Here is a 24824-nt window from a genome sequence, read left to right on the forward strand (position 1 = left end):
CTTCCGCGCCCCGCGGACCGCCGCGTTCCCGCACCCGGTCCGCGACCTCGGGGGCGAGCAGCGCCTCCAGCGGGGCCAGCTCCCCCGTCCGCGCCGCGGAGACGAAGGCCTCACGCAGACGCCGGTGCTCCGCGGAGTCCACCGTCTCGCGACGCCCGGCCATCACGTGCTTGCGGGCCCGGCTGACTATCTTGCGTGCGTTGACGAGGCTGACCTGCAGTATCCCGGCGATCTCCGGATAGGAGTAGTCGAACGCCTCGCGCAGGACATAGGCCGCGCGCTCCGTCGGGGCCAGTCGCTCCAACACCAGGAGCAGGGCGAGTTCCACGGCCTCGGCCCGCTGGGCACCCACTTCGGGATCCGCACTCGTGTCGACGGGTTCGGGCAGCCAGGGCCCGATGTAGGTCTCGCGGCGCACCCGGGCGGACTGGGCGACGTTGATGGCCAGGCGGGTCGTGGTGGTGGAGAGGAACGCGGGTGGGCTGAGCACCGCGGAGCGGTCGGTCTTCTGCCAGCGCAGCCAGACCTCCTGCACGACGTCCTCGGCCTCGACAGCGCTTCCGAGCACGCGGTACGCGATGCCGAACAGACGCGGCTGCAGTTCCATGAAGACGCCGGCGGCCTCGTCGAGACCCTGTGCGGAGGGGGACGGCTCGGCATCCGCCTTCCCCCGGGCTTCGTCCACGCGCACGGCATCACCGTCACCGGGTGGGCGGCAGGCGCACACGTCACCCATCCGTTCAGAGGTCATTTACGGGCAGCCCCCAGCCGCGCGACACAAGGGTGTCACACGATGTTCCACCTGGGTGGCTACTACACGGGCTGCGGTCACCTAGCGTCACTGACTTCTCCCATCACTTCCGCTGAATAGACCGATAAAGGCCCGATCGTGTGACAGAAATGGCGAGAGAAAATCGTCACCGGCCACCGAAACAAAGGATCTCGGGCGAGTGAACGGTGTGTGTCAGAGCCTCACAACCCACCGTCGGCACACATCATACGCTGGACAAATGCCGCGAATCGGACGCTACTCCCGACAGTTCGCCAAGAACCGCGCAGAATCAATCCCATGGTGTTTCAAAAAGCAGTGACACGTTATTCATCCGTGGCTGAAGTTCCGCCCACGGAAATGTGGTGTCACGGAGTGTGACGGGTGGAGGGTGCGAGAGCCCCGCAGAGCTGATCCGCCGCCTCCGGGAGCCGGGCGGGCCCCTGGAAGCGGCGGATCAGGTCCGCGTCGGTCGTCCCCGGCACGGAGGGCGTTCAGGACGTGAGCGCGCCCCACCGCCCGGCCGGCGTCGTCTTCGCGGCGCTCACACCGCCGTGCGGTCGCCCGCCCGCCGCTCCGCGGGGCGCCGGGCTGCGGCGCTGGTGACGAACGCGTCCCGCGGGTGCTGCACGGAGGCGAGGGAGACGAGGTCCCGGCCGAACAGGGCCGCGGTGAGCCAGACGGTGAGCACCCGGACCTTCCGCTCCCAGGTGGGCACGGCGAGCACGTGGTAGCCGCGGTGCATCAGCCAGGCCGGGAAGCCCTTGACGACGATGCCCTTGTACTGGAAGATCCCGCGGCCCAGGCCCAGCGTGGCCACCACGCCGAGGCTGCTGTGGCGGTAGTCCCGGACCCTGCCGCCGCGCAGGCTCGCGAGGATGTTCTTCGCCAGCCGCTTGCCCTGCCGGACCGCGTGCTGGGCGTTCGGCACCGTGCGCGCGCCCGGCACGGGCGAGGCCAGGTCGGGCACGGCCGCGTCGTCCCCGGCCGCCCACACGTCCGGCACGGGGTCGCCTTCCGTGCCCACCCGGAGGTCGGGGCGCACGACGAGCAGTCCGCGCTCGTCCACCGGCAGGTCGGTGTGGTTGTGCACGACCGGGTTCGAGGCGTTGCCCGCGGTCCAGACGATGAGTTCCGAGTCGAACTCCTCCCCGTCGGACAGCACGACGTGTCCGTCCTCGGCGGAGACCAACTGGGTGTTCAGGTGCACATGGGCGCCGCGCCGCTCCAGGTGGCGCACGACCCAGGCGCCGGGCTTGTCGCTCACCTCCGGCAGGATGCGGCCCCGGGCCTCGATCAGGTGGAACGACAGCTCGCCCGGGCTCAGTTCGGGATAGGACTTGAGCATCGCGGTCGCGAGCGCGAGCAGTTCGCCGAAGCCCTCGACACCGGAGAAGCCGCCGCCCACGAACGTGACGGTGAGCAGCTTCCGCCGCTCGGGCCCCGGCGGCAGCGAGGCCGCCTGGTCGAACGCCGTCAGCAGCCGGTCGCGGACGGCGACCGCCTCCTCGACGTGCTTGAGGCCGATGGCGCTCTGGGCCAGTCCCGGGATGGGGAAGGTGCGGGTCACGGCACCCGCGGTGACGACCAGCGTGTCGTAGCGGAGTTCGTACTCCTCACCGTTCGGGGGCCGGACGGTCACCGTCCGGTCGGCGTGGCGGATCTCGGTCACACTTCCCGCGACCAGGCGGGTCTTGTGCAGGTGGCGCCGCAGCGACACGGCGGCGTGGCGTGCCTCCACCGAACCCGCGGTCACTTCCGGCAGGAACGGCTGGTAGGTCATGTAGGGACGCGGGTCGACGACGGTGACCCGCGCTTCCCCGGGCCGCAGCGTCTTCTCCAGGCCCCAGGCCGTGTAGAAGCCCGCGTAGCCGCCGCCGACGATCAGGATCTCGCGCATGGTTCCCTCTGTTTCTCTCCGTCACCAGTAAGACAGCGCAGCCCCTGTCGGTGTGACAGAGCATGCCCGCTCAGTCGCGAACGTTGTGACCGCATAGCGCCCATACATGGGGCTTTCCGCGGGAAACAGCCACGTCGAAGAGCGTGTGCACCCCCTCCGCCCGCCCTACGGTTCAACACTGTCTGCTACGTTCCCGAGGACTCGACTTCAGGCCGGCACGGGCCGACCGACGTCCGCGGCGACTTCGCGCCCGCACCGCCCAGGCCCGCCCGCACCCCGACCGGTGCGGCACCCGGCTGTTCCCGTCTTCCCCCTGGAGCCCTCGTGCGCACCGCGCTCCTGTCCGCCGTACTCGTCAGCACCGTCACGCTCGTGCCGTTCGCCGCGGCATGCGCGGACGGCCCGCCCCGAAAGGAGGAGCGGGCCTCGCCGCCGCCCGCGACGGACCTGCGCGTGGGCGCGGTCTGCTCGGTGCGCTTCAGCTTCGCCACCGATGTCTCCTGCGGGCTGGACGATTTCGGCGACGTGCGCTTCCACTGCACAGACGCGCTCGGCGAAACGTGTCCGAGGACCCGTTCCGTTACGCTGGAGAACATCGGCAGAACGCCGGTCAGGCTGGTGGCCGTCAGCGGGTCGGAGCCCGGTGAGAGGCACGAGGCCGTGTCCCGCACCCTGCCCCCGGGGGGCCGGCAAATCGTGACGCCCCGCGCGGGCGACACCTACCTCTACGACATCCTCCTGCGCGCGGACGACGGCATGGCGGCGGTGGGCGTCGTCGCGGTCGCCTGACCCTCCGGGGCTGTCACATCCGCCCGGGGGCCTCGGTCTTACCTCGGAGGGGCGTGGTCACGGACGGTCGCGACGGCCGGCACTCGCCCCACCCGGTGCGCTCGGCGCACGCGACGTGAGCAAGGGATGGTAGGCATGTCGTACCCACAGCAGGTGTACTTCGGGGACACCGGAGAGATCAACGCGAACTTCCGCCCGGCGAGCACCCCTCCGAACGTCGGCCAGGCCGGGGACGGCATCCACTACCTGGCCACCACGGACATGACGCGGGGCGAGTACGGGCTCTACCGCGTCATGATGAGGGCGAACGCGGGCGGTCCCAGCACGCACTTCCACCGCACCATCTCGGAGTCCTTCTTCATCCTGCGCGGAACCGTCCGCCTCTACAACGGCGAGAAGTGGGTCGACGCGGAGGAGGGCGACTTCCTGCACGTCCCGCAGGGCGGACTGCACGCCTTCCGCAACGACTCCGACGCCCCGGCCGAGATGCTGCTGCTCTTCACGCCGGGAGCGCCGCGCGAGGAGTACTTCGAGCAGATCTCGCAGATGGGCAACGCCACGGCGGAGGAGCGCGCCGCGTTCCTGGACAAGCACGACTCGTACTTCGTCGACTGACCGGGCCGCTCCCCGGCGCCGCGCCCCCCTGGGCGGTGCCGGGGTCCGTGCGCGCCTACTCGTCCAGGACGGCGAGTTTCGTCGGGCTCATCATCCACATCACGCGGTCGATGCCCTCCGCCGTGACGCTCAGCGTCAGGAGGGCGAAGACCGTGCCGTCCCGGGACAGCTTCATGGCGGGCCGGCCGTTCACCTGGACGGGCTCCACGGTGGCGTCCACCCAGAACCGGTCGGCGAAGGCATGGTGGTACTTGGCCACCCGGTGACGGCCCACGACGGGGAACTTCGACGCCCGCACCTCGCCTCCGCCGTCGGAGTACGAGACGACGTCCTCGGTGAACATGTCCTCCAGCACGCCCACTTCACCGGCCTTGGCGGCGGCGACGAACGCCGTCAGGAACCGCTGGTGGTCGGTGGACACGACACTGGCCCTCTTCTCCGCCGCCAGGTGCTTGCGCGCCCGGCTGACCAGTTGGCGCGCGTTGGCGTTGGACTGGCCGATGATCTCCGCGATCTGCGCGTACGGGTACTCGAACGCCTCACGGAGCACGTACGCGGCGCGTTCGGCGGGCGTGAGCTTCTCCAGGAGCATGAGCACCGCGACTTCCAGCGCCTCGCCGTTCACCGCGCCGAGGGCGGGGTCGCTCTCGGTGTCCACCGGTTCGGGCAGCCAGGGCCCGACGTAGGTCTCGCGGCGGGCCCTGGCCGACTTGAGCACGTTGATCGCGAGCCTCGTCACCGTCGTCGCGAGGAACGCCCGGGGGTTCTCCACCTTGGAGCGGTCGTAGGTCTGCCAGCGGATCCAGGCGTCCTGAAGGATGTCCTCGGCCTCGCTCACGCTGCCGAGCATCCGGTAGGCGATGCCGAACAGGCTGCCACGGGCGGCCTGGAACTCCTCCTGTGCTTCGCGGAGGTCCAGGTCCTCGGCTTCATCCACTGCTTCGTCCTCGTCGGCGTCGTCCGCGTCCGGGACGCCCCGGTCGTCAGGACAGCCAGTCCCTGTAGTGGGTGGGGGCGATGCGGGCGTCGCTGCCTCCGGTGAGGACGTCGCCGTGGGCGACGGCGAACATGCCCGCCGTGTCGTCGACGACGACCGTACGTCCGTCGCCCTTGGCCGCGATGGTGATCCGGCCGATCTCCGCCAGGGGGAAGACGTCGGGCCCGGCGATGTCCACGGTCCCGTTGAGCGGGGGGCCCGAGGCGACCTCGGCGACCATCCGCGCGACGTCGGCGGCGGCGATCGGCTGGAGCGGGGTCCGCGGCAGCCGTACGGTGTCACCGTCGGTGGTCCAGGACATCGTCGCTTCCATGAACTCCATGAACTGCGTGGCGCGGACGATGGAGTAGGGGATCGAACCGGCCTTGAGGATGTCCTCCTGGAGCGTCTTCGCCCGGTAGTAGTCCAGTTCCGGCACCTGGTCGACGCCGACGATCGAGAGGATGACCATGTGGCCGACGCCGCCCTTCTCGCTCGCGGCGACCAGGTTGTCCATGGACGTCTGGAAGAAGGCGGGCGAGGCCTCGTCGAAGGTCGGCGAGTTCGTGAGGTTGACGACGACGTCGGCGCCCGCGACGGCCTCCACGACGCCCTCGCCGCTCAGGAGGTCCACGCCGGTGGACAGGGAGTGCGGCACGGCCTCGTGACCCGCCGCGGTGAGGTTCTTCACGACCTGTGAGCCGATGAGCCCTGTTCCGCCGATGACTGCGATTTTCATGGCTTTGCCCATCTCCCGATGCCGATGACCGGTGAATGCCTCTACGTGTTCAACGTACCTTCGCGGCAGTCGACGCGCCTGGGCTGCCGCGGGCCGGCCGGCCGGGGCGCGGGCGGACCGGCACCGGTGTGCGGGGCGGTCTCAGGGGGCGCAGGCCGCGGTCCCCTCGGCCTCGGGGATGCCCTGCGGGCCCTTGCCCCGCACGTCGCCGATCAGGATCCGCGTCGCTCCGGTGATCCGTGCCGCCGCGTAGAGATCGCCGCCGACGGTGGCGTGGGCGGCCGACGCCTGGTAGGAGGCGGCGACGCCCAGCGGGCCGATCCTTTCGGGGAGCGCGCGCAGGACGACGCACTGCGTCATCGCTCCCGCGGGTCACCGAGGCGGTGCGGACGCACATGGCCGGCCAGGTTGTGACGGTCGACGGCGGACTGAAGCTCTTCTGATCCGGGTCAGGCGGTGGCCCGGCCCTTCCGCCAGCGTTCGACGTAGTCGCGCCGCCGCATCCTGCGCCGCTCCTCCTCCGTGGTCCCGCCCCAGATCCCGTCCAGGCGGCCGGCCGCCAGCGCCCACTCCAGGCAGTGGGCGGTGACCGGGCAGCGCAGGCACACGGCCTTGGCCTCACCGGTCTGCGCCCTTCCCGGTCCGCTGCCGCTGATCGGGAAGAACAGTTCCGGATCCTCCTCGCGGCAGGCCGCCTCATATCGCCAGTTCACGAAAACCTCCTCGTGCGGACGGCCGGGCTCCCCGGCACACCCGCGGGCCGTGGCCGGCGGGACCCGTCGGCCGTCCGTGGCGGGGACTCCCCATGGAGACCAGTGGATCGACGGGTGTGTGACGCCCGATATGCCGGGTCCGGGCGCCCGGCGAAGCCCTCCCGGGCCAAGCCTCCGCATCGCCACGAGAGTTCACCGGAAAATCCTCGATTCCCGGAGCGTCACACGCGGATCGGCTGGCCGGTCAAAGTCGATGATCAGGTCCGGGCCTCTCCCCGGGACGACGAAGGACAGAGCATGCACACCACCGTCACGAGCGGCAGGTGGACGCCCGCACGGGTCACAAGCCCCACGGCCGCCCGGAGCCCGCACCATGGAGAGGCGCCACGATGAGCGAGCCGACCGATCGGCCCGGTCTGTCCACCGCCGAGGACTTCGACGGCCCGGCCTTCTCCCCCCTCTACACGACGACGGTGACCGTCGACGGCGGTGCGGTCAGCCACGGACGGGCCTCGGGCCGGGCCCGGTCCGCCGACGGCGCGCTGGACCTCACGCTGCGGCTCCCCGCCGAGCTGGGCGGGGACAGCGGTGGCACCAATCCGGAGCAGCTGTTCGCCGCGGCGCTCGCCGCCTGCTTCCACGGCGCCCTCAGCCTGGTCGCCCGGCAGGCCGGGCGGAATCCCGCGACGATCGCGGTCCACGCGACCGTCGCCTTCGGCCGCGATCCCAGGGACGGCGGCTACCTGGTACGGGCGGACGTGGTGGTCACCTGGCCGGGCACGGACGCGGCATCCGCGGCCCCCCTGCTCGAGCGGGCGGACGCCCTCTGCCCGTACACGAAGATGCTCGCCCAGGGGACGCCCGCGACCGTCACACTCGGGCCCTCGCCGCAGGCGTAGCACCGCATCCCCGAGGCCTGACGCCACACGCGGCGCACCCGGTCCGCGCGCCGCCGGACTTGCCCGACTCACCCCGTGACCTGGGGGCCTGCGGCGGGCACAATGACATCACGCTGCCGTTGCCGCGGCAGCGCGGAAACAGTCATGGGGGATCCGCGTGTTCTACCTTCTGGCAGCCCTGTCCGTCGTCGTCGTCATCGTGGCCCTCGTGGTCGTCCTGAACCGCCGGAACAACTCGTCCGCCAGGATCATCCCCGGCGAGTCCGGCACGCCCGAGAGGTTCGGGCTCGGCCACCCGCACCAGGACCGGAACCTCTGAGGGCCTTCCCGAGTCGCTCCGTCCACGACGGCCGGGGAACGTCACGCCACTCGGAGCACCCGCTCATGCCCCCGGGTACCGGACTGGTGGACGGGTAGGCGACCCCGTCACCGGCCCGCGACAAGTGACGGCACCGGACCACTCGGGTGGCTACGGAGCGACACCAGGCCTGTCTGTCGGCCCCCGGCACGCTCGGCGGCGGCCGCCGACGACGAATCGCCGGGCCGGATGAGCCCATGGTGGAAGCGAGCGTCTGGCCGGGCGCACGGGCGCTCGGCTGGGCGGGGCTCGCCATCGCCCGTGCACCCTGCGCGAGGCCGCCGTGAATGGCTTCTTTTCGAGCTTTCAAGCAGAACTGCGCCTCTCGATATGCTGAGGAAATGGAGAAGGGCAAGAGCGACGACTGGCTGACCGACGACGAGCAGCGGGCCTGGCGCACGTACGTGGACGTCGGCACTCTGCTGCTCAACCAGCTCGGACGGGATCTCGAGCCGTTCGACCTGACCATCAACGACTACGAGATCCTCGTGAACCTCTCGGAGTCGCCCCAGCGCCGCATGCGGATGAGCGATCTGGCCCGCACCACCCTGCAGTCCAAGAGCCGGCTGTCCCATCAGATCAGCCGCATGGAGAAGAGCGGCCTGGTCCGCCGCGAGAACTGCGAATCCGACCGGCGCGGGCTGTTCGCCGTCCTGACCGAGGAGGGCTGGGAGACCATGCGCAGGGTCGCCCCGCACCACGTCACCGCAGTACGGGAGCACTTCATCGACCTGGTCCCCACCGACGACCAGGCGGCCCTCCGCAAGGCCCTCACCCCGGTCGTCGAGCACCTGCGCGCGGCGCGCGGCAGGATCTGAGGGGCGCGCGGGACTCGCGTGACGAATAGCCGCACAAGCGGCGTTTCGGAGACACAGCCCGGGGCAGGCGTCGCAGCGAGGGGGGTTTCCCGTGAGTGCTAGGGAGTCGACCCCATGTCAACAGGGACACTTCTGGCGATCATCATCCCCGTGGTGGTGGTACTCGCCCTGATCGCGGTCGCGTCCACCCTATTCATCCGGCACCAGCGCCTGAAGAACCGCTTCGGCCCGGAGTACGACAGGACGGTGGAGAGCTCCGACAGCCGCATGGATGCCGAACGCGACCTCGCCGCACGCGCCAAGCGTCACGACTCGCTGGACATCAAGCCGCTGCCGAGCGGTGTCCGTGACCGCTACGCGCGGGAGTGGACCAGCGTCCAGGAGGAGTTCGTCGACCGGCCCGAGGACGCCGTGCACGACGCCGACAGCCTCGTGGTCTCCCTGATGCACGACCGCGGCTACCCGACCGAGGACTTCGACCAGCGGGTCAAGGACCTGTCGGTGGAGCACGGCCGGACCCTGGACCACTACCGGGCGGCGCACGAGGTCAACGACCTCAGCACCCGGCACGAGGCCACCACGGAACAGTTGCGCGGTGCGATGGTCCACTACCGCGCCCTGTTCGACGAGCTGCTCACCGACGGCGGCGGGCGGCGCCACGCCCGGGCCTGACCAGCGCCCGGGACGCGGAACCCGCAACACCCATCCGAAAGGCGGAGAAACGATGGAACGCGAGCGCGTCTCCCGCGGAAGCGGTCTGGCCACCGAGGACCTCGCAGAGACCCACGCGCCTCCCGGCACCCCGCAGGACCGCTCGGAGGCGGCCTCCAGGGCACCGGAATACCCCGGCGAGAGCACCGGGTCGCGGGGCGAGCCGCCGCCTGACGAAGCGGTCGGCGCCCCCACAGGGGACAAGGCGGCGGACGAGGCCCCGCAGCTGCTGGGCTCCACGGACCAGGAGGGCTTCCGCACCCGCTGGCAGCAGATCCAGAGCGAGTTCGTCGACGACCCGCGCGACGCCGTGCACGCCGCCGACGAGTTGGTCGCCGACGTCATGCAGAAGCTGGCGTCGACCTTCGCCCAGCACAAGCAGGGCCTGGAGGGCCAGTGGACCCGCGGCGAAGAGGTGAACACCGAAGAGCTGCGCACGGCGCTCCGGCGCTACCGCTCCTTCTTCAACCGCCTTCTGTCCACCTGACTACGGCGGGGCGCCGGCCCGCACTGCGGGTGGCGCCCCGCCTGCCGGCGCCGAGGCCGCGCGCCGCCTAGAAGTCTTCCAGGCCGGTGCCCCGCCGCTTCTCGTGCGGCGGCATCTTCGTCCGCTCCGAGTCAGGCCGCTCTTCGTCCGCGGAGCGGCCGTCCTTTGCCGGTTCCCGCTCCGGCTCCGGCTCCGGCTCCGGCTCCTCGCGAGTCTCCTTCTCCGGCTGTCCCATGAGTGGCCTCCTCTCGGGCGCGGGGGCTGGGGCTCAGCCACCAGCGGCGAACAATGAACGTCATGCCCCGTACGGCCGGCCATAGACACGTGATCCGAAGATGTGCCACGGGGCCGAAGTGGGTCCTGTGACCCGTGGGGCGCAAGGGACCGATGCCCGTCGCGCGGCGCGGCGGAGACGGCCACACCCGACGCCCTGTCGCGGCTCCCGGTCAGTCCGTGACGATCCGGCTCTCGACGCCGGGGAGCCCCTTGTCCCACCAGTGTCCGTAGCGCCGGTAGACGGCCGGGTCGCGGTCGGCGAGCAGCGCCCTGAGCCTGGCCGCCTCCTCGGCCAGGCCGTCCCAGGCGGCTTTGCCGAGCTTGCGGAAGGCGGTCAGTTCCACTCCCCCGTCCACCGCCCGCCACACCCCGGCGACCAGCCCGTCGACGAGCAGGCAGGGCAGGGTGTCCCCGTTCCGCCGGACGACCACCGGCCGGTACTCGTCGGGGACGACCCGGCCGGCGCCGGTGTGGGCGAACAGGATGCTGTCCCACATCGGGAGCAGCCTCGGCGGTGCGGGTGTGTCCTCGTCGGGGACGGTGGCGTCCACGAGGTCGTACAGGGGGGCGCGACCGGGACCCGCCACCCGCACCACCTGGTCGCCGAGCCCCCGCAGCGCCGTGGTGATGACGGAACGCCGCAGCAGAGTGAAGCGCGCGAAGTCCTGGGTGGAGCCGGGCCCGAACGCGCGCAGGTACGAAAGCAGCAACTGCCGTACTCCGGCGTCCACTTCCTCGGGCGTCGGTGCGGGGACCGCCTCGGCGGCGCGGTAGGTGTTCGGCTGGGTGAACGACCAGGGGCCGCCGGCCGGCACATGATGTATCGGGGCATAGGTCCGCAGCGCCCACCACACCCGATGCGCGTGCTCGCCGAACCGTGCCGTGACCTCGTTCTCGACCTCGGCGCCGACGCGGGGCCGGGCGAGGAAGCCCGCGAGTTCGGGGAGGATCCCGTCGGCGTCGGAGGGGTCCAGCCCCGTCGAACTGTAGCGGCGGTCGTACAGCCGGGACCCCCGCAACGTGCTGACCATGGCGGCGTGGTGTGCCGCATGGTCCTCGGCGTGGACGGCGTGCAGCGTGATCCGCATCAGCGTCGCCTTGACTATGCGGCGGTCCGCGAACGCCGCGTCCAGGTCCTCGGGCGCGAAGTCGCGCACGCGGTTCCACAGCGCCAGGTACGGGGAGGCCGGAGCCTGCGCCTGCAGCGCGCAGAGCCGGCGGACGGCCTCGGCCACGTCGAGGCTCCGGCGTTCGAGCAGGAGCTGGCGGTCCAGTGTGGCGAGGGCGAGTTGCCGCGCGGTCAGGCTCATGGCCGGATCATGCCACGCCGGTCCGACAGGGCTTCGCGATCGCCGCCTCGAATTCGGCGTGCATGGTGGCACGGGGGCGGGGCACACGCGGGGTCAGGAGGTTGTAGACATGGTTCCTTTGCTGCTTGTCCTGCTGCTGGCCCTGATCCTCTTCGGGGCGGGCTTCGCCCTCAAGGCGCTGTGGTGGATCGCCGTCATCGTCCTGGTGGTGTGGCTGCTCGGCTTCGTGTTCCGGGCCGCCGAGGGAGGCGGGCGCCGCCGCTGGTACCGATGGTGACCTGACGTTCGCTCGCAGCACGCCGGGGTGCCGGCCGCGATCCGCGGCCGGCACCCCGCTCGTCGTGGGCGTTGTCCGGCGTGGGCGTGATCCGGTCAGTTCTCGTGCGGCACGGGTCCCCGGCGTTCGACGGGGTGGACGCGGGCGCAGATGGCCGGAGCAGCCCGGCCCGCGCCTGGCCAGGAGACGCCGATGAGGGAGGACTGCCGGCTCACCGGCCGGGAGCGGATGGCACTCGACGGGATCGAACGACTGCTCCGTCACGAGGACCGGGCCCTTGCCCGGCGACTGCGCACCATGCGCCTGCGCACCCCCCTGCGGGAGACCGCGGCGCGGTTCGCCCGGTGGCCGCGCGCCCTGTGCGTGACCTTCCTGGCCGGCGGCACCCTGGCCCTGTTGCTGTCGGCCACGCTGACCAAGTCGCCACCGCTGGTCCGGGTCGGCGCGGCCTCATGGATCATCACCCTGCTCACCGCCACCTGGCCGGTCGCGAGCGGCGGGCGCGCACGGCGGAGGCGGCGGGTCGCCTGACGCGACTTCAGCGGGACGGTGACCGCGGGGCGAGAGCCGCGAGAGCCACGGCCGCGGCCACTCCGGCCCAGGCGATGGGGCCGAGCGGAGTACAGCCGAAGAATTGGCTCACACCCGGGGTCTGGATGACGGCTATGAGCGCCGCTGCCGAGCCGAGCACCGTGAGCCACACCAAAGGGCTGTGACGGCGGCCGGTCACGGTCTGGGTGAGTTGGGCCCCCACCACACCGCACAGCGCCATGGTGCTGGTGCGCCGGGCGCTGCCCGGCGTGACGGTGCCGACCAGCCAGGCGGCCGCGGCTCCGAGGGCGGTGACGACGCCGCGATGCCGAATCCGGTGGGCCAGAGGTGCGCCGAGGGTACCCAGGCCCAGCGGGGCCGTACCGGTCCGCGCTCCCCGCCCTTCCGTCCCGGTCCCGTCCGTTCCGGTCCCGTCCGTTCCGGCAGCCGTGCCCGTGGCGCCCTGCGGGGTCACGGCGACCGCCATCGCGGGGAACATGTCGGTGAGCAGGTTGACCAGCAGGAGTTGCCTGGTGGAAAGCGGTGACGCGCCGGAGATCACGGTCCCGAGCAGGGAGAAGCCGATCTCGCCGGCGTTGCCGCCGATCAGGACGGTCAGCGCGTCGGCGACGCTGTGCCACAGGGCGCGCCCCTCGGCGACCGCCTCTATCAGCGCCGAGAGTTCGTCATTGACGATGACGAGGTCCGCGGCGTTGCGCGCGGCCGCGGAGCCCCGGACGGCGATGCCGACACCGACGTCCGCGGCCCTGATGGCCGCCGCGTCGTTGGAGCCGTCACCGACCATGCCGACGACCCGCCCGGATTCCCTGAGGGCCTCGACGACCTGCAACTTCTGCTCGGGCGCCACACGGGCGACGACGCCGCAATCACGGACGAGCGAGGTCCGGCCCGTGCGGTCACGGGTGGCGAGTTCGTCTCCCGTGACCACGGAGACGTCCGTGGACCAGCCGAGCGCCACGGCGACGGCCCTGGCGGTCTCGGGGTGGTCTCCGGTGAGCATCACCGGCCGCACACCCGCCTCACGGAGTCCGGAGATCAGCGGTGCCGCGTCCGAACGGGGCGTGTCGGCCAGGGCGATGAAACCGGAAAGGTGCAACCGGTACTGCTCCAGGGAGCTTTCGAGCGCACCCGCGAACTCGCCGTCCCGCAGGCGGTATTCCGCCACGGCCAGTACGCGCAGACCCTCGGCCGCCAGCGCCCGCGCCGTCTCGGTCGCGGTGCCGTCCGCGTCGGGGCAGAGGGGCAGTACCACTTCCGGTGCGCCCTTGACGACCAGAAGCGGGGTGCCCTCCGCGTCGTGCCCGGTGGCCGAGGCGTAGCCGCGGGAGGCCTGGAAGGGCTGGGTGCCGGCGGGGGTCCAGTGCGGGTCGTCGCCGGCCGCGTCGAGGACGGCCCCGTCGGTGGCGTGGGCGTGGACGCCGTGGTCCTCGCCGACCTGGGGGCAGGTCCTGGCGGCCTGCCGCAGGATTTCGCGGCCCTCCTCGGAGTCGTTCTCGTGGGCACCGCCGTCGGGGGCGGCGGTGCGGACCACGCGGAGCCGGCTCTCGGTGAGGGTGCCGGTCTTGTCGAAGCACACCGTGTCCATCCGCCCGAGTGCCTCCAGGGTGCGCGGGGTGCGCACGAGCACGCCGTGGGCGGTCAGCCTGCGGGCGGCGGCGAGTTGGGCGACGGTCGCGGTGAGCGGCAGCCCTTCGGGTACGGCCGCCACGGCGACGGCCAGCCCGCCGGCCACGGCCTGCCGCACGGGCGTGCCGCGCAGCAGCGACAGTCCGGTCACCGCGGCGCCGCCGGCCAGGGTGAGGGGCAGCACCGTGGAGGTCAGTTCACGGAGCCGGGCCTGCACACCGGGCGCCGGCGGCATCCGCGCGGCCAGGTGGGCGGCTCGGCCCGCCTCGGTGTCGTCCCCCGTGTCGACCACCACGGCGCGCCCCTGGCCCGCCACCACGGTCGCGCCCTGGAAGACCATGCAATGGCGGTCCGGGACCGGCACTCTGGGGGTCGGCCCGGTCTGCTTGAGCGTGGGCAGTGACTCCCCCGTCAGGGAGGACTCGTCGACCTCCAGGTCCTCGGCCACGAGCAGCCGCGCGTCGGCGGGGACCACGTCTCCGGTCTGGAGCTCGATGATCTCCCCGGGGGTGAGCCGTCCGGCCTCGACGGTGCGGGTGTCGCCGGTTCCGGGGTCGACGACCCGGCGCGCCTGCTGACGCTGGGTCACCGCCAGTGAGGTCAGAGCCTGTTCCGCGCGCAGCCGCTGGATGCCGCCGACGAGCGCGTTGATGCCCATCGCGCCCGTGACGAGGAAGGCGTCGACGGCCGAGCCCAGCAGTGCGGAGGCGGTGGCCCCCACGGCGAGCACGGGCGTGAGCGGGTCGTCCAGTTCGGCGCGTACCGCGCGGACCAGACGCCCCGTCAGCCGCAGTGGAACGGCGGCGGGTGACGCGGCCACGGACCGGCCGAGACGCCCGGCTGCCGACGTCGCGCGCGTCGACTCCTCGTGGAGGTCGCGCTCCGCCTCGCGCAGCCGGTCGAAGACTTCCCGGGGTTCCAGGGCGTGCCAGGGCACGCGCGGCCGCGGCCGGGGCACGTCGCGGCGCAGTACGCGCCGGGCGCCGCGCCAGCCGTCGACGAGGGCGGCCGCGGCCGCGGCGTTGACCGGACTCAGTCGCGGTCCCACGCGCCACGCGGCACGACGTCCTCGCGAGCCGCGGGTGAGCACCATCAGTTCCGAAAGCGCCGCTCCGGCCTCGGCAAGGACCTTGGCGTGCCGGGCGGCCGCCCGGGAACCCGGTACGGCGGCCAGCAGCCGCCAGACCCCGGAGAGGTCGTCCAGGACCAGGGCGTCCGCCGCCCACAGGACGGCGCTGCCCGAGTCGACGACGGTCACGGCCACGTCGCTGCTCAGCAATCCCGTGGGCACGTCGTCGTCCGCCCCGGACCCGGCCGCCACCCGCGCGACGGTGAGCACGGCCCTTCGGCATTGACGGAGTCGGCGCACCGTATCGGTCAAGGATGCCTCAGCCGGTACCAGTTGGTCGGCGAGCGCGCCGAACTCGCCCAGCGTCCCGTCGTCGGCGACGACGACGTGCAGACCTGCCCGGCGGGCCGCGTCGAGAACCGCCTCCGCCAGCGGGTCGACCTCGCGGGCGACGAAGACGGTGCCCACCTCGCGGTTGTCGTCGTCGAGGGCGGTCATCCGCCCCGTGCGGGTCCCCGGTGCGCTTCCTGCCGCGGCTCGCAGGCGCACCTCCGCCTCGGCCTGCCGCTTCTCGTCCCGCTGGTTCTCGTCCAACTGCTTCTCGTCCTGCGCCCGCAGCGTGGCCGCGGCGGCGTGCCAGAGGCGGTCGTGGTCCCAGTCGTCGCCGAGAGGGCTCGCTTCCGTCAGGGTGCGCCTGCGGCCGCTGAGCACGGAGTGATGCAGGACGACGGTGTCCACCAGTTCCAGTTGCCGGATCCGCTCCAGATCGCGCACGAGCACCCTGCGACGGGCCAGGCCGGTGCCGAGAGCGGCGGTGAAGGCGACGGGCCCGTAGTGTGCCGCGCGCGGGGCGGCGGCCAGGACCGCCTCGGCGGCCTCGGCGCCGTCGCGGGTGAAGGCGAGCGTCGCCACGGCCCCCAGCAGTCCTCCGGTGACGGCCTGGTCGGCGTACTGCTGGGCCGGCACCACATGGAGGCGGGGCCGCCGCACCTGTGGCGTCGGAAGGCTGTGCCGGTCGGGGGTGCACAGGCGGTCGTGGACCTCGTCGAACAACGCGGCCCTCGTGACCGATTCGAGGAGCTGACCGGCACGCAGGGACGCGTCCAGCACGAGAGCCGTCGGGGACTGCCCGAAGCCGTGCGCGGCCGCGTAGGCGACGGAGAGGAAAGCGTCGGCGGTCGGTTCCCCGAGCCTGTGCCGGAGCCAGCCGCGCGGTCGAGAGTCCTCGCGCAGTACGGTGACGGCGGCCGTCACCAGGCGCGGGGACGGGCGCAGCCGCAGGACTCGCGCGGTCGTCGCGGTGGCGACACCCGCCATGTCGCAGCACAGCGCGGTGGCATGCACGCGGGCACTGGCGGCCTGGCCGGGATGGTCGTGATCCCGTGCCGGTTCCTCGGGCTGTTCCAGCTGCTGATCGGCGGCCAGCCCGGCCGCCCGGGCCGCCACCTTGTCGGCGACCGCGTCCTCGGCCAACTGCACCACCAGCGACTCCAGGCCGCCGTCCCAGTAGGCCGCCAGCACGTCGGGATGCTCGGCCAGTGACACCGCGACCCTACGGGCCGCCGACTCCAACTGCCTTCGGTCGAGTACCGCTCCGCGGCGCGGCCGCAGCGGGACGTGCAGGCGGTGTGCGCCGACCCAGCGGCGTCCAGGGGTCATCGCCTGTTGTGTCGCCCGCCCGAGGCGCGCGGCACCGCGGGAGGCGGCAACGGCGCCGCGCAGTGCCACGCGTGCGCCGGCGTCCGCCAGTGGGAGCACATGGCGCGCGACGTCGCCGGGAGCGGTAGCGGCCAGCCGCAGGCCCGCGGCGGGAAGTCCGATCAGCAGCCCCAACCCCGTCGCGGCCCTCATGCGGCGGAGGCCTTCGCCTTCTTCTTGCCTTCCTTCGCCTTGATCTTCGCCTTGCTCGGCCCGCCCTCGGGAACCGGCAGCTCATCGGGTCCGGTCATCGCGTCCGGTCCCTTCTCGGTGAGGGGCGCCTCGTGGGTCTCGGCTGCGGACATGTGGCCCTGCGCGTGTGGCGCGGCCGGTATCCGTGTCTCCGGCGGGACCATCGTGTCCTGCAGGTCCGGCACGTCCTGGCGGGCCTGTGCCTCGGCCTGGTCCTGGACCGTCGCCTGCGCGCGCGAACGCTGCTGCGTCAGCCACACGGCGGCGGCTCCCGCGGCCGCCACCGGCCACTCGACGACTCCGGCGACGCCGAGCAGCCCCGCCCCGGTGTAGGCGGCCACCCGTCGTGTTTGCGGCGAGACCACCCCTACCTTGTCCAGTACACCGTCGAACGCCCCTTTGACGGCCTCGGCTCCCGGCAGCCTCTGCGCCGTCGACCTCATCGTGTCCAGAGGGTGCGACACGGCCTCCATCACGGCTGAGGAAGAATGACGACCACTTTCACCCATTTTTATCACCTCATATACGTGCTGCCCAGAAAAGCGGAGCCGAACAGTCCGGTCTCGGTGGACGGCGGTGAGGGCGCACGATGGACGGACAGACACCGATCCGTCTCTCCGGAGGCACGCCATGGCGGCCGAGAACCGTGTCCGCGTGATCGTCTTCGACGTCAACGAGACCCTCAGCGACCTGACGCCCCTGGGCGGGCGCTTCGAGGACATCGGCGTTTCCCAGGACGTGCTGCCCACCTGGTTCGCCGCCGTGCTGCGCGACGGCTTCGCACTCACGGCCGCCGGCGGATACGGGGACTTCGCGGAGATCGCGACGGAGAACGTCCGCGTGCTGCTCACCGCATCGCCGGACTGGAGCGGCGACACGGAGGACGCCGCACGCCACGTGGTCGAAGGCTTCGCCGAACTCACCGTGCACCCGGACGTACCCGACGGCGTACAGGAACTTCGCGCCGCCGGCTACCGGCTGCTCACCATGACCAACGGCTCGGCGGCGACCACCCGGCGACTGCTGGACGGTGCCGGCTTGCTGGGGCACTTCGACGCCCTGCTGGACGTCTCGGGGCCCCGGTGCTGGAAACCCGCGCCGGCCGCGTATCGCCACGCCACCGACCGGGCCGGCGTGCGGCCCGAGGAGGCGCTGCTCGTCGCTGCCCACCCATGGGACGTGGACGGTGCTCGGCGGGCCGGGCTCGCGGGCGCCTGGCTGCACCGGGACTCTGCCCACTACCCCGCTGTCATGACCCGTCCGGACCGTGAAGCGACGAGTCTTCCGGATCTCGCCCGGGCCCTCGGCAAAGCGGCCCGCTGACGGCGCGGCCCGGGTCCGCTCAGGGCCGCGCCCCGGCGACCTCCTCGGCCACGTGGCGGTCCAGCGCGGCGCGCACCAGGGCCGCCGCGAAGACCGCGTACGCGGCCTCGGGCACCAGGGCGGCCAAGTCCTCCGGCCGCGCCGGGAGACCGAGCCGTTCCGCGCCCTTGAGCGCCTTGGCGTCGAAGAGCGGGCCCGCCTCCGGCCAGACCGCCTGCACCTCGCGCAGGAAGATCTCCACCCCGACGGGTCCCAGCCCGGGAACCTCGCGCAGGGCACGGCGGATCGCGTCCGGGTCCCCGTCCGCCTCGTCCCGCAGGCGGCGGAGGTCGCCTCCGTAGCGGTCCAGGAGCAGTCGCGCGCCGTCCCCGAGTTGCGTCGCCGTCCGCTCGTCGTAGCGCCGGTAGTGGCCCCTGCCGAGCGCGTCGACCCGCTGCTGCCAGGTGGCGTCGCGCATCTTGCGGGGGTCGCGCATCCCCGCGGCGAACAACTCGTGCGCCGCGGCGGTGGCCACGGACGCCTTGATGCGGGCGCTGAGCAGGCACGCTGCCACCAGCACCTGGTACACGGGCTGGGGAGTGTTCCTCAGCTTGATGCCGGCGTCCTCGGCGTAGGTGTGGCCCTCCTGGTCCAGCAGGGCCTTGACCGTGGCCTTGTCCCTCACGGTGTCCTGGTCCCGGGTCGTCCCGGTCATCTCACATCACCTTCTCGGTGGATCGCAGGTCCCTCCGTGGGTGACTGCTACCCGGTACCCGGTGTACAGCCGGTAGACGGCGAAAGCGCGATCGATCACGGGTGCGCCACGTTGCGTACGCGTACGCCCCCGCCGTCATGCCCCGCTCGACTCCCCGGTGCGCGTGGCCGTGCACGGCCAGGTCGGCTCCGCCCTCGTCGATCGCCTCCGCAAGCAGGTAGCTGCCGAGGAACGGGGGGATCTCCGGAGGTTCGCCGGCGAGGGTGTCGGCAACGGGCGAGAAGTGCGTGAGCGCCACGCGTACCGTGTGCGTGTCCCGCGGCAATCGCTCCAGCGACGTGCGCAGACCCGTCGCACGGTGGCGCCTCAGTGCCACGACGACGGTGACGGCGGTTCGGTGCAGCGCGTGTGGAACCTCACGCCTCCCCGGCCGGCGCCGGCACACGCGCCGGTGTGAGGGCGCGTCGCCTCGTGGGCCTCTCGCCCGCCCCGAGCCGAGCCACTGAGGATCGAGTTCAGAACGACACGGCAGCCGGGTGCGACGACGCGGTGATCACCGGCTCGGTGGGGACACCGCGAGGCGGTTCCCGTCGAAGCCTGTTCTGTGCCGTGCCGGCGCGATGCGCCGACGGACTCGATTCACGTCGGCGCCGACGACGGGAGCCCAGGTGATCACGTCCTTCGCCTCCTCCCGGGCGTGGAGCTGGTCGGAGAGCCGCTGCCATGTGCCGTCCCTCTGCCAGCGGCGGAACAGGTCGTACACCCGGCCCCATGGACCGTACCTCTCGGGCACGTCCCGCCAGGGCACACCGGTACGGACCCGGAACCGAATGCCGTCGATCAACTGCCGCCGGGTCCATGTCGCCGGCCGACCCACCTTCTTGCGCACGGGCAGCAGCGGCTCCAACAACGCCCACTGCTCGTCCGTCAGATCTCCACGAGCCACGAATCAAGATCATTTCATACCGAGATCCGCTGGTACGACACGCCCTCAAGGCAGCGGCGTGCCGCCGGTCGCGTTGACCACCTCCGCCGTGATGTAGCTGGCGCGCGGGGACGCGAGAAAAACGTAGGCCGGGGCCATCTCGGCCGGCTGGGCGGGGCGGCCGAGCGGCGACTGCTTGCCGAACTCCGTGGTGTCCGGCAGCGTCGCGGGGATGAGCGGCGTCCACACCGGTCCGGGGGCCACCGCGTTGACGCGGATGCCCTTGTCGGCGACCATCTGCGCGAGCGACTGGGTGAAGTTGACGATGGCCGCCTTCGTCAACGCGTAGTCCAGCAGGTGTGGGCTGGGCTTGTAGGCCTGCACGGAGCTGGTGTTGATGATGGAACCTCCGGCCGGCAGGTGCTCGAGCGCCAGCTTCGACAGCCAGAACATCGCGTACAGGTTGGTCTTGAGCACCCGGTCGAACTGCTCCGTGGTGATGGCGCCGATCCCGTCCGGCTGGGACATCTGGTACGCGGCGTTGTTGACCAGGATGTCGAGCCGGCCGAACTGGGCGAGTGCCAGGTCGATCACCTCGCGGCACTGGTCCTCCTCGCGTACGTCGCAGGAGAGGGCGACGCCCTTGCGTCCGGCGTCCAGCACGAGCCCCATCGTGGTGTCCGCGTCCTCCCTCTCCTCCGCAAGGTGCGTGATGAGCACGTCGGCCCCTTCGCGGGCGAAGGCGAGCGCGACGGCGCGGCCGATCCCGGAGTCGCCGCCGGTGATCACAGCGGCCTTGCCCTCCAGTTGGCCGCTGCCCTCGTACGAGGTCTCGCCGTGGTCGGGGGGCGGGTCCATCGGACCGGTCCACCCCGGGTGCGGCTGGCCCTGCGCGGGGAAGTCGGGCTGCGGATGGCGGGTGACCGGGTCCTCGTTGCGGGAGGTCATGGGGTTGTTCCTCCGTCACTTCTCGATGGCGACTCGGATGGAGCCCACCTGCTGGTCGGCGGCGTCGGGTACGACCATTCCGGCCTCCACCCCGGTACGCAGGTACTCCAGCACCTGCCGGTTGAGGCGCTCACCCGGGAGGGCGGCGGGTATCCCCGGCGGATACGGTGTGAGCATCTCAACGTGTGCTTGGCCCCACGGCGTCCGCCATGAGAGCTTGGGCCTCTTCCAGAGCCCCGTGTGAGGAGGTGCGGTCATCGAGTCCGCTGGTGGCAAGGATGTCGCAGCGGAACACCGACTCCCCCAGGGCCTCCAGAACACGCTTGTCGGTTCCCCGGCCCTGTTTGTGACCGGGCGGGGTGAAGGGTGTCTGTCCGGTCGCTTGGTAGGCGGCGAGCGCCTCCAGGACCGGCGCGTGCGAGTAGTCCATGGTCGGCGGCTGCCCGAACCCCCGAGGGGGAAACGCCCCAGGGCGGGACACGAGGGGTCAGCGGCCGCGGTGTTCGGTCTTCGCAGGACTGCGTGCCGGACACCGCGACCCCGATCGGCGGCGGCCGGTCGGGCAGATCCCACAGCTTCGCCGACTCCACGTCGAAGTGCTCGCCGCGGTGGTTGACGTAACCCCCGCCGAACAGGGCCCGGATGATCTCGACGGCCTCGGCCAGCATCTTCTGCCGGACGTCGACGGCGGGCCATCCGCCGCCCACCACGTGCTCGTTGAGGTTCTCGCCCGACCCCAGCCCGAGCCGGAACCGGCCGTCGGACAGCAACTGCATCGTGGCCGCCTTCTGCGCGACCACGGCAGGGTGGTAATGGACGGTCGGACAGGTCACGTACGTCATCAGAGGAATCCGCGAGGTGGCCTGCGCGGCCGCGCCCAGCACGCTCCAGGCGTAGGGGGCGTGGCCCTGCTCGTCCAGCCACGGGACGTAGTGGTCGGAGGTCACCGAGAAGTCGAAGCCTGCCTCCTCGGCCCTCACCACGTGGTCCACCAACTCCTTCGGCCCTGCCTGCTCGGTCATCATCGTGTATCCGAATTGCGTCATATGAGGCGGCTGCCCGGTCGGTCGAGCTGAAAACGGCCTCGCGCGCTGGTGTGCGACGGCGCATCGGGGGCAGCCGGAATATGCGGCGAGGCAGACCGCATGGCGGGTGAACGCCCCGGACGCCGGCCCCCCCTCCCGGCGTCCGGGATAGCCCACCTTCGGGTTGCCCGCTCTCAATCGGGCGGCTCTTGCGGCGGCACGTCACGTGGTGCCTCGGGGACGTCGCTCCCCGAACGCCCTCGTTCTGCGGCGCCGGAGTCGGGTCCGCGGCCCGGCCGCGGGTCCTGGCGGTCCTCGGCGGGCGGCGTCGTACGTCGCGCCTCGTCGGCGTCTTCGTTGCGCTTCATGCTCTTCTCCTTCGCCGTGGAGTCAGTCCCGCTCCGCAGTCTTGGGCGGCCCTGCGGGCGGACCGCCGGCGCCCCTGTCGTCCTCGTCCCGCCGGGCGCGTTCCCGGGGCCCGGCAGGCGGTGACGGTGACAGGGGTGTCCCGGGGATCAGGTTCTCCGGCGACGTGGCGTCGGGCTCTTCGTCCCTGTTCCGGTCGGGTGCTCGGTGGCGCTCCGGTGTGTCCATGGCTTTCGGCTGCCCTGCGGGGCAGCGGGCATACCTGCGCCGGGCGCGGGACGCCGCCGGGAACCCGAGGATGCCGCACGGCACCGTCGAACGCGAGAGGCGGCGGCCCCTGTCAGGGATCCAGCAGCCCGGTCATCTTTGAGCAGGGCGGCGCCCAGGGCAAGGGGGCTTGCGCGCGCCGGACGCGGTATGCGGCGGCTCCGGCCGGTTACGTCTCCGGCGCCTCCTGGCCGGTCGACGGGGGGATGCTGCGGATGGGACCCATGGCCGGCTCCCATCTCAGGGACGACGCTTGGCGGCGCCCCTGAGGTGCCGCGCGGTGCGGCGGGCCGAGAGCGGCGCAGCCGTCTCACATGGCGGACCTCACGGAGCGTGCCTCCGTCGGCGTCATCCGGCGCTGGGTCTCCCCGGAGCCGGCGTCGCGCGGCCGACGAGCAGTCGGGGTGACATCCGCCGCGAACGGCGGACATCCGTCAGCGTCCCGTTCGTCCTCAGGTGGCACCGGTTACCCGCAGGCGGCAGGGTTCCCCCGAGGACGAAGCAGGAGAGTGCCATGGCCAACGAGCCAGGCCCGGTGAAGAAGATCGTCGACAAGGTCACGGACATGGCCGCCGAGCTCACCCCGGCCGGACGTGCGGAGATCCCGTGCGTGCCGGGCAGCATGCCACCCACGGTGGACGAACCGGTGGAGCCGCATCAGCCGCTGCCGTCCAAACCCGACCAGAGCGTGCCGACGCCGCTCAGCGCGACAGGCCGCCCGGACGGCCCGTCCAAGACCGTCCGGGCTCAGGACGGGGCGTTCCTCACTCCCGGCATCGACATCACCGACGACGCGCTGCCGGCCGGACGTCTCTTCTCCTGCCTCGACACCCAGATCACCCGGCTGGGCGGACCCAACTTCCCGCAGATCCCGATCAATCGGCCGCACGCCGCGGTCAACGACATGCTGCGGGACGGGTTCCACCAGGACGCGGTGCACACCGGGGTCCCGTACAAGCCCAACTCCCTGGACGGCGGTTGCCCGTGGCGCGACTGGCTCACACCGGGCCACGCCCTACCCTGTCGGCATCAGTTCGGCGCGGCCGAAGAGCAAACCGTAGCCGCTGGGCAGCTGTGCGAGGATCCGGCTGACGAGGTCCTCCCCGGCCAGGCGCGCGAGTACCGCGAAGACGGTCCCGGCGTCCCATCGTGCGGTGGCCGGCGTTCCGCCGGTGCGGACGGCCAGGTCGCTGACGAAGTCGAAACCGGTGAGCGGTTCCGGGCGGGGGACCTGGGCGGTGAACTCGAGAGCGGCCTCGACGGGAAGCCGGGCGGCCAGGGCGACGCGTTCATCGCCGATCAGCTGTCGTCCCAGTCCGGCCAGCACCTCCTGAACGGCCTGCTCGGCCCGGTCACGGGTGGGGTATGCGCCTTCGTAGCGGACGTGCTCGACCATCGCATCGAACGTCATCGCCGTGGCGTGCATCGGAGTGCCTTTCTCTCTCTGTGGTGCCGGGGGGCGGGAGGGTGCGCCCCGCCCCCAGTCGTGAGGTCAGGTCGGCGCGAGGCGGCCGAACAGCAGGTCGTAGCCGGGCGGCAGTTGCAGCAGGAGGCGTCGCAACAGGTCCGGTCCGGCCTCGTCGGCAGCCACGCTGAGGACCGCGCCGACATCCCAGCGCGCCGTCGCTTCGGTCGCGCCTTCGGTCCAGGCGGCGGAGGCCCGCACGAACCGCTCCGCGTCCAGCGGTTCGACGGCCTGAAGCCTGAAGCGGGTTGAGCAGGATGAGTGCGTAGGTCTCGGGCAGCCGGGCGGCGAGTTCGGCGCGTTCCTCACCGACCACGTGTGCGCCGAGCAGTCCGAGGACCACGCGGGCTGCCCGGTCCGCCTCCTGCGGTGTCGGGTATTCGCCGCGTTCCTGGACCTGCGCCAGGCACGCTTCACGTCGCATGGTCACAGTTCCCCCTCGGTCGATGCGGAGGACGGAACCGTGAAGGGAGGGGAACGTTCCGTCCTCCGCCGCCTGCGCCCCGGGCGGGTCGCCCGGCTCAGGGCTCAGCCGCTGATCTGCCTGCGGTCGCCGGTGGACGTGATCGCGATCTTGCGGGGCTTGGCCCGCTCGGCGATCGGGATGCGCAGGGTCAGGACACCTGCGTCGTAGTCCGCCTCGATGTGCTCGGTGTCCAGGGTGTCCGCGAGCATCAGCTGCCGGGAGAAGACACCGAGGGGCCGTTCGGACAGCTCCATCTGCACGTCGTCGGCCTTGGCCACCGGGCGGCGCTCGGCCTTGACCGTCAGCATGTTGCGCTCGACGTCGATGTCGATCGCGTCCGGGATCACACCGGGGAGGTCGAGGGCGATCACGTAATGGTCGCCCTCGCGGTAGGCGTCCATGGGCATCGCCTGNGGCCTCGACCAGGTGCCGGACGTNCCCAGCANNTGCTGGGTCAGACGGTCCAGCTCACGGAACGGGTCGGTGCGCATCAACATCGTGAAACACCTCCAAGGGTTCGGGCAGTGACTGCCAATGCGCTTCACCTGATTCCCTTGTAGCATGTCGTCCA

General features: G+C 71.9%; 27 protein-coding genes and 6 pseudogenes. 12 read left to right on the top strand and 21 right to left on the bottom strand.

The window, feature by feature from the left end; translation table 11 throughout:
• Positions 1-4 precede the first annotated feature (4 nt).
• Positions 5-607 (bottom strand): annotated as a pseudogene (locus B085_RS44450) (sigma-70 family RNA polymerase sigma factor); the annotation flags it as partial.
• A 706-nt stretch (positions 608-1313) separates the two neighbouring features.
• Positions 1314-2669 (bottom strand): NAD(P)/FAD-dependent oxidoreductase, encoded by a 1356-nt coding sequence (locus B085_RS0132210; RefSeq protein WP_018562735.1) that lies wholly within the window; start codon positions 2667-2669, stop codon positions 1314-1316.
• 324 nt (positions 2670-2993) lie between these two features.
• Between B085_RS0132210 and B085_RS44455 the strand changes: the two genes are divergently transcribed.
• Together B085_RS44455 and B085_RS0132225 are read left to right on the top strand one after the other, a co-directional pair.
• Complete coding sequence (locus B085_RS44455; RefSeq protein WP_018562736.1) at positions 2994-3458, top strand: hypothetical protein; 465 nt, start codon at positions 2994-2996, stop codon at positions 3456-3458.
• Positions 3459-3593: 135 nt separating this feature from the next.
• Complete coding sequence (locus B085_RS0132225) at positions 3594-4073, top strand: cupin domain-containing protein (RefSeq protein ID WP_018562737.1); 480 nt, start codon at positions 3594-3596, stop codon at positions 4071-4073.
• Between the two features lie 55 nt (positions 4074-4128).
• Here the strand turns inward: B085_RS0132225 and B085_RS0132230 are convergent, their stop codons facing one another.
• From B085_RS0132230 to B085_RS0132245, 4 genes are all read right to left on the bottom strand, one after another.
• Positions 4129-5010, bottom strand: a complete 882-nt coding sequence (locus tag B085_RS0132230; protein WP_018562738.1) for an RNA polymerase sigma-70 factor — start codon at positions 5008-5010, stop codon at positions 4129-4131.
• 46 nt (positions 5011-5056) lie between these two features.
• Positions 5057-5788: an SDR family oxidoreductase gene (locus B085_RS0132235; protein WP_026251677.1), complete on the bottom strand. Its 732-nt coding sequence runs from the start codon at positions 5786-5788 to the stop codon at positions 5057-5059.
• A gap of 141 nt (positions 5789-5929) precedes the next feature.
• Positions 5930-6148 (bottom strand): hypothetical protein, encoded by a 219-nt coding sequence (locus B085_RS0132240; RefSeq protein ID WP_018562740.1) that lies wholly within the window; start codon positions 6146-6148, stop codon positions 5930-5932.
• An 89-nt stretch (positions 6149-6237) separates the two neighbouring features.
• Positions 6238-6501: a WhiB family transcriptional regulator gene (locus B085_RS0132245; RefSeq protein ID WP_018562741.1), complete on the bottom strand. Its 264-nt coding sequence runs from the start codon at positions 6499-6501 to the stop codon at positions 6238-6240.
• A 389-nt stretch (positions 6502-6890) separates the two neighbouring features.
• Between B085_RS0132245 and B085_RS0132250 the strand changes: the two genes are divergently transcribed.
• The 5 genes from B085_RS0132250 (at position 6891) to B085_RS0132270 (ending at position 9774) form a co-directional block, all read left to right on the top strand.
• Positions 6891-7400, top strand: a complete 510-nt coding sequence (locus B085_RS0132250; protein ID WP_018562742.1) for an Ohr family peroxiredoxin — start codon at positions 6891-6893, stop codon at positions 7398-7400.
• A 157-nt stretch (positions 7401-7557) separates the two neighbouring features.
• Positions 7558-7719 carry a hypothetical protein gene (locus tag B085_RS49700; RefSeq protein ID WP_018562743.1) on the top strand — a complete coding sequence of 54 codons (162 nt, stop codon included), beginning with the start codon at positions 7558-7560 and terminating at the stop codon, positions 7717-7719.
• A 380-nt stretch (positions 7720-8099) separates the two neighbouring features.
• On the top strand, positions 8100-8576 hold the full coding sequence (locus B085_RS0132260) for a MarR family winged helix-turn-helix transcriptional regulator (protein WP_018562744.1): 477 nt from the start codon (positions 8100-8102) through the stop codon (positions 8574-8576).
• Positions 8577-8690: 114 nt separating this feature from the next.
• Positions 8691-9248 carry a hypothetical protein gene (locus tag B085_RS0132265; protein ID WP_018562745.1) on the top strand — a complete coding sequence of 186 codons (558 nt, stop codon included), beginning with the start codon at positions 8691-8693 and terminating at the stop codon, positions 9246-9248.
• A gap of 52 nt (positions 9249-9300) precedes the next feature.
• Entirely contained in the window at positions 9301-9774 is a 474-nt protein-coding gene (locus tag B085_RS0132270; RefSeq protein ID WP_018562746.1) for a hypothetical protein, read from the top strand.
• Positions 9775-9841: 67 nt separating this feature from the next.
• On the opposite strand, the gene B085_RS49705 is transcribed toward B085_RS0132270, so the two are convergent.
• A complete protein-coding gene (locus B085_RS49705) occupies positions 9842-10009 on the bottom strand; it encodes a hypothetical protein (protein ID WP_018562747.1) in 168 nt (55 codons plus the stop codon).
• A gap of 211 nt (positions 10010-10220) precedes the next feature.
• On the bottom strand, positions 10221-11360 hold the full coding sequence (locus tag B085_RS0132280) for a winged helix DNA-binding domain-containing protein (protein ID WP_018562748.1): 1140 nt from the start codon (positions 11358-11360) through the stop codon (positions 10221-10223).
• Positions 11361-11469: 109 nt separating this feature from the next.
• Here B085_RS0132280 and B085_RS0132285 point away from each other — a divergent pair, with 109 nt between their 5' ends.
• Both B085_RS0132285 and B085_RS46315 read left to right on the top strand, forming a co-directional pair.
• Positions 11470-11637: a DUF5670 family protein gene (locus B085_RS0132285; protein ID WP_026251678.1), complete on the top strand. Its 168-nt coding sequence runs from the start codon at positions 11470-11472 to the stop codon at positions 11635-11637.
• A gap of 192 nt (positions 11638-11829) precedes the next feature.
• Complete coding sequence (locus tag B085_RS46315; RefSeq protein WP_018562750.1) at positions 11830-12168, top strand: DUF3040 domain-containing protein; 339 nt, start codon at positions 11830-11832, stop codon at positions 12166-12168.
• Between the two features lie 7 nt (positions 12169-12175).
• Here the strand turns inward: B085_RS46315 and B085_RS0132295 are convergent, their stop codons facing one another.
• Positions 12176-16735 (bottom strand): cation-translocating P-type ATPase, encoded by a 4560-nt coding sequence (locus B085_RS0132295; protein WP_018562751.1) that lies wholly within the window; start codon positions 16733-16735, stop codon positions 12176-12178.
• A complete protein-coding gene (locus tag B085_RS48305; RefSeq protein WP_158689867.1) occupies positions 16732-17238 on the bottom strand; it encodes a hypothetical protein in 507 nt (168 codons plus the stop codon). The genes B085_RS0132295 and B085_RS48305 overlap by 4 nt, the downstream gene beginning before the upstream one ends.
• Before the next feature lie 166 nt (positions 17239-17404).
• Between B085_RS48305 and B085_RS0132305 the strand changes: the two genes are divergently transcribed.
• Positions 17405-18097, top strand: a complete 693-nt coding sequence (locus B085_RS0132305) for a haloacid dehalogenase type II (protein WP_018562753.1) — start codon at positions 17405-17407, stop codon at positions 18095-18097.
• A gap of 19 nt (positions 18098-18116) precedes the next feature.
• On the opposite strand, the gene B085_RS0132310 is transcribed toward B085_RS0132305, so the two are convergent.
• The 8 genes and pseudogenes from B085_RS0132310 to B085_RS49710 all read right to left on the bottom strand — a co-directional run bounded on the left by B085_RS0132310 (position 18117) and on the right by B085_RS49710 (position 22057).
• The gene (locus B085_RS0132310; protein WP_018562754.1) at positions 18117-18791 is read right to left on the bottom strand and encodes a hypothetical protein; all 675 of its coding nucleotides are present in this window, start codon (positions 18789-18791) and stop codon (positions 18117-18119) included.
• A 6-nt stretch (positions 18792-18797) separates the two neighbouring features.
• A pseudogene (locus tag B085_RS51165) lies at positions 18798-19149 on the bottom strand (metallophosphoesterase family protein); the annotation flags it as partial.
• A 195-nt stretch (positions 19150-19344) separates the two neighbouring features.
• Positions 19345-19737: a transposase gene (locus tag B085_RS0132320; protein WP_026251681.1), complete on the bottom strand. Its 393-nt coding sequence runs from the start codon at positions 19735-19737 to the stop codon at positions 19345-19347.
• 45 nt (positions 19738-19782) lie between these two features.
• Positions 19783-20664 carry an SDR family oxidoreductase gene (locus B085_RS0132325; protein ID WP_018562755.1) on the bottom strand — a complete coding sequence of 294 codons (882 nt, stop codon included), beginning with the start codon at positions 20662-20664 and terminating at the stop codon, positions 19783-19785.
• 15 nt (positions 20665-20679) lie between these two features.
• Positions 20680-20922 (bottom strand): hypothetical protein, encoded by a 243-nt coding sequence (locus B085_RS47645; protein WP_078620171.1) that lies wholly within the window; start codon positions 20920-20922, stop codon positions 20680-20682.
• On the bottom strand, positions 20843-21094 hold the full coding sequence (locus B085_RS47650) for a hypothetical protein (RefSeq protein ID WP_158689868.1): 252 nt from the start codon (positions 21092-21094) through the stop codon (positions 20843-20845). The genes B085_RS47645 and B085_RS47650 overlap by 80 nt, the downstream gene beginning before the upstream one ends.
• A gap of 82 nt (positions 21095-21176) precedes the next feature.
• A pseudogene (locus B085_RS44475) lies at positions 21177-21710 on the bottom strand (TIGR03557 family F420-dependent LLM class oxidoreductase); the annotation flags it as partial.
• A gap of 173 nt (positions 21711-21883) precedes the next feature.
• Complete coding sequence (locus tag B085_RS49710; RefSeq protein ID WP_158689869.1) at positions 21884-22057, bottom strand: hypothetical protein; 174 nt, start codon at positions 22055-22057, stop codon at positions 21884-21886.
• A 417-nt stretch (positions 22058-22474) separates the two neighbouring features.
• Between B085_RS49710 and B085_RS51170 the strand changes: the two are divergent.
• Positions 22475-22591 (top strand): annotated as a pseudogene (locus tag B085_RS51170) (SDR family oxidoreductase); the annotation flags it as partial.
• A 494-nt stretch (positions 22592-23085) separates the two neighbouring features.
• Positions 23086-23310: pseudogene (locus B085_RS47660) on the top strand (catalase); the annotation flags it as partial.
• A 27-nt stretch (positions 23311-23337) separates the two neighbouring features.
• On the opposite strand, the gene B085_RS0132340 reads toward B085_RS47660, so the two are convergent.
• The 3 genes and pseudogenes from B085_RS0132340 to B085_RS0132350 all read right to left on the bottom strand — a co-directional run bounded on the left by B085_RS0132340 (position 23338) and on the right by B085_RS0132350 (position 24750).
• Entirely contained in the window at positions 23338-23748 is a 411-nt protein-coding gene (locus B085_RS0132340; RefSeq protein WP_018562757.1) for a DUF2267 domain-containing protein, read from the bottom strand.
• Positions 23749-23814: 66 nt separating this feature from the next.
• Positions 23815-24211: pseudogene (locus B085_RS44480) on the bottom strand (DUF2267 domain-containing protein).
• A gap of 104 nt (positions 24212-24315) precedes the next feature.
• Positions 24316-24750: an Hsp20/alpha crystallin family protein gene (locus B085_RS0132350; RefSeq protein ID WP_018561985.1), complete on the bottom strand. Its 435-nt coding sequence runs from the start codon at positions 24748-24750 to the stop codon at positions 24316-24318.
• Between the last annotated feature and the right edge of the window lie 74 nt (positions 24751-24824).

This window comes from Streptomyces sp. BoleA5 (assembly GCF_000373665.1).
Lineage (GTDB): Bacteria > Actinomycetota > Actinomycetes > Streptomycetales > Streptomycetaceae > Actinacidiphila.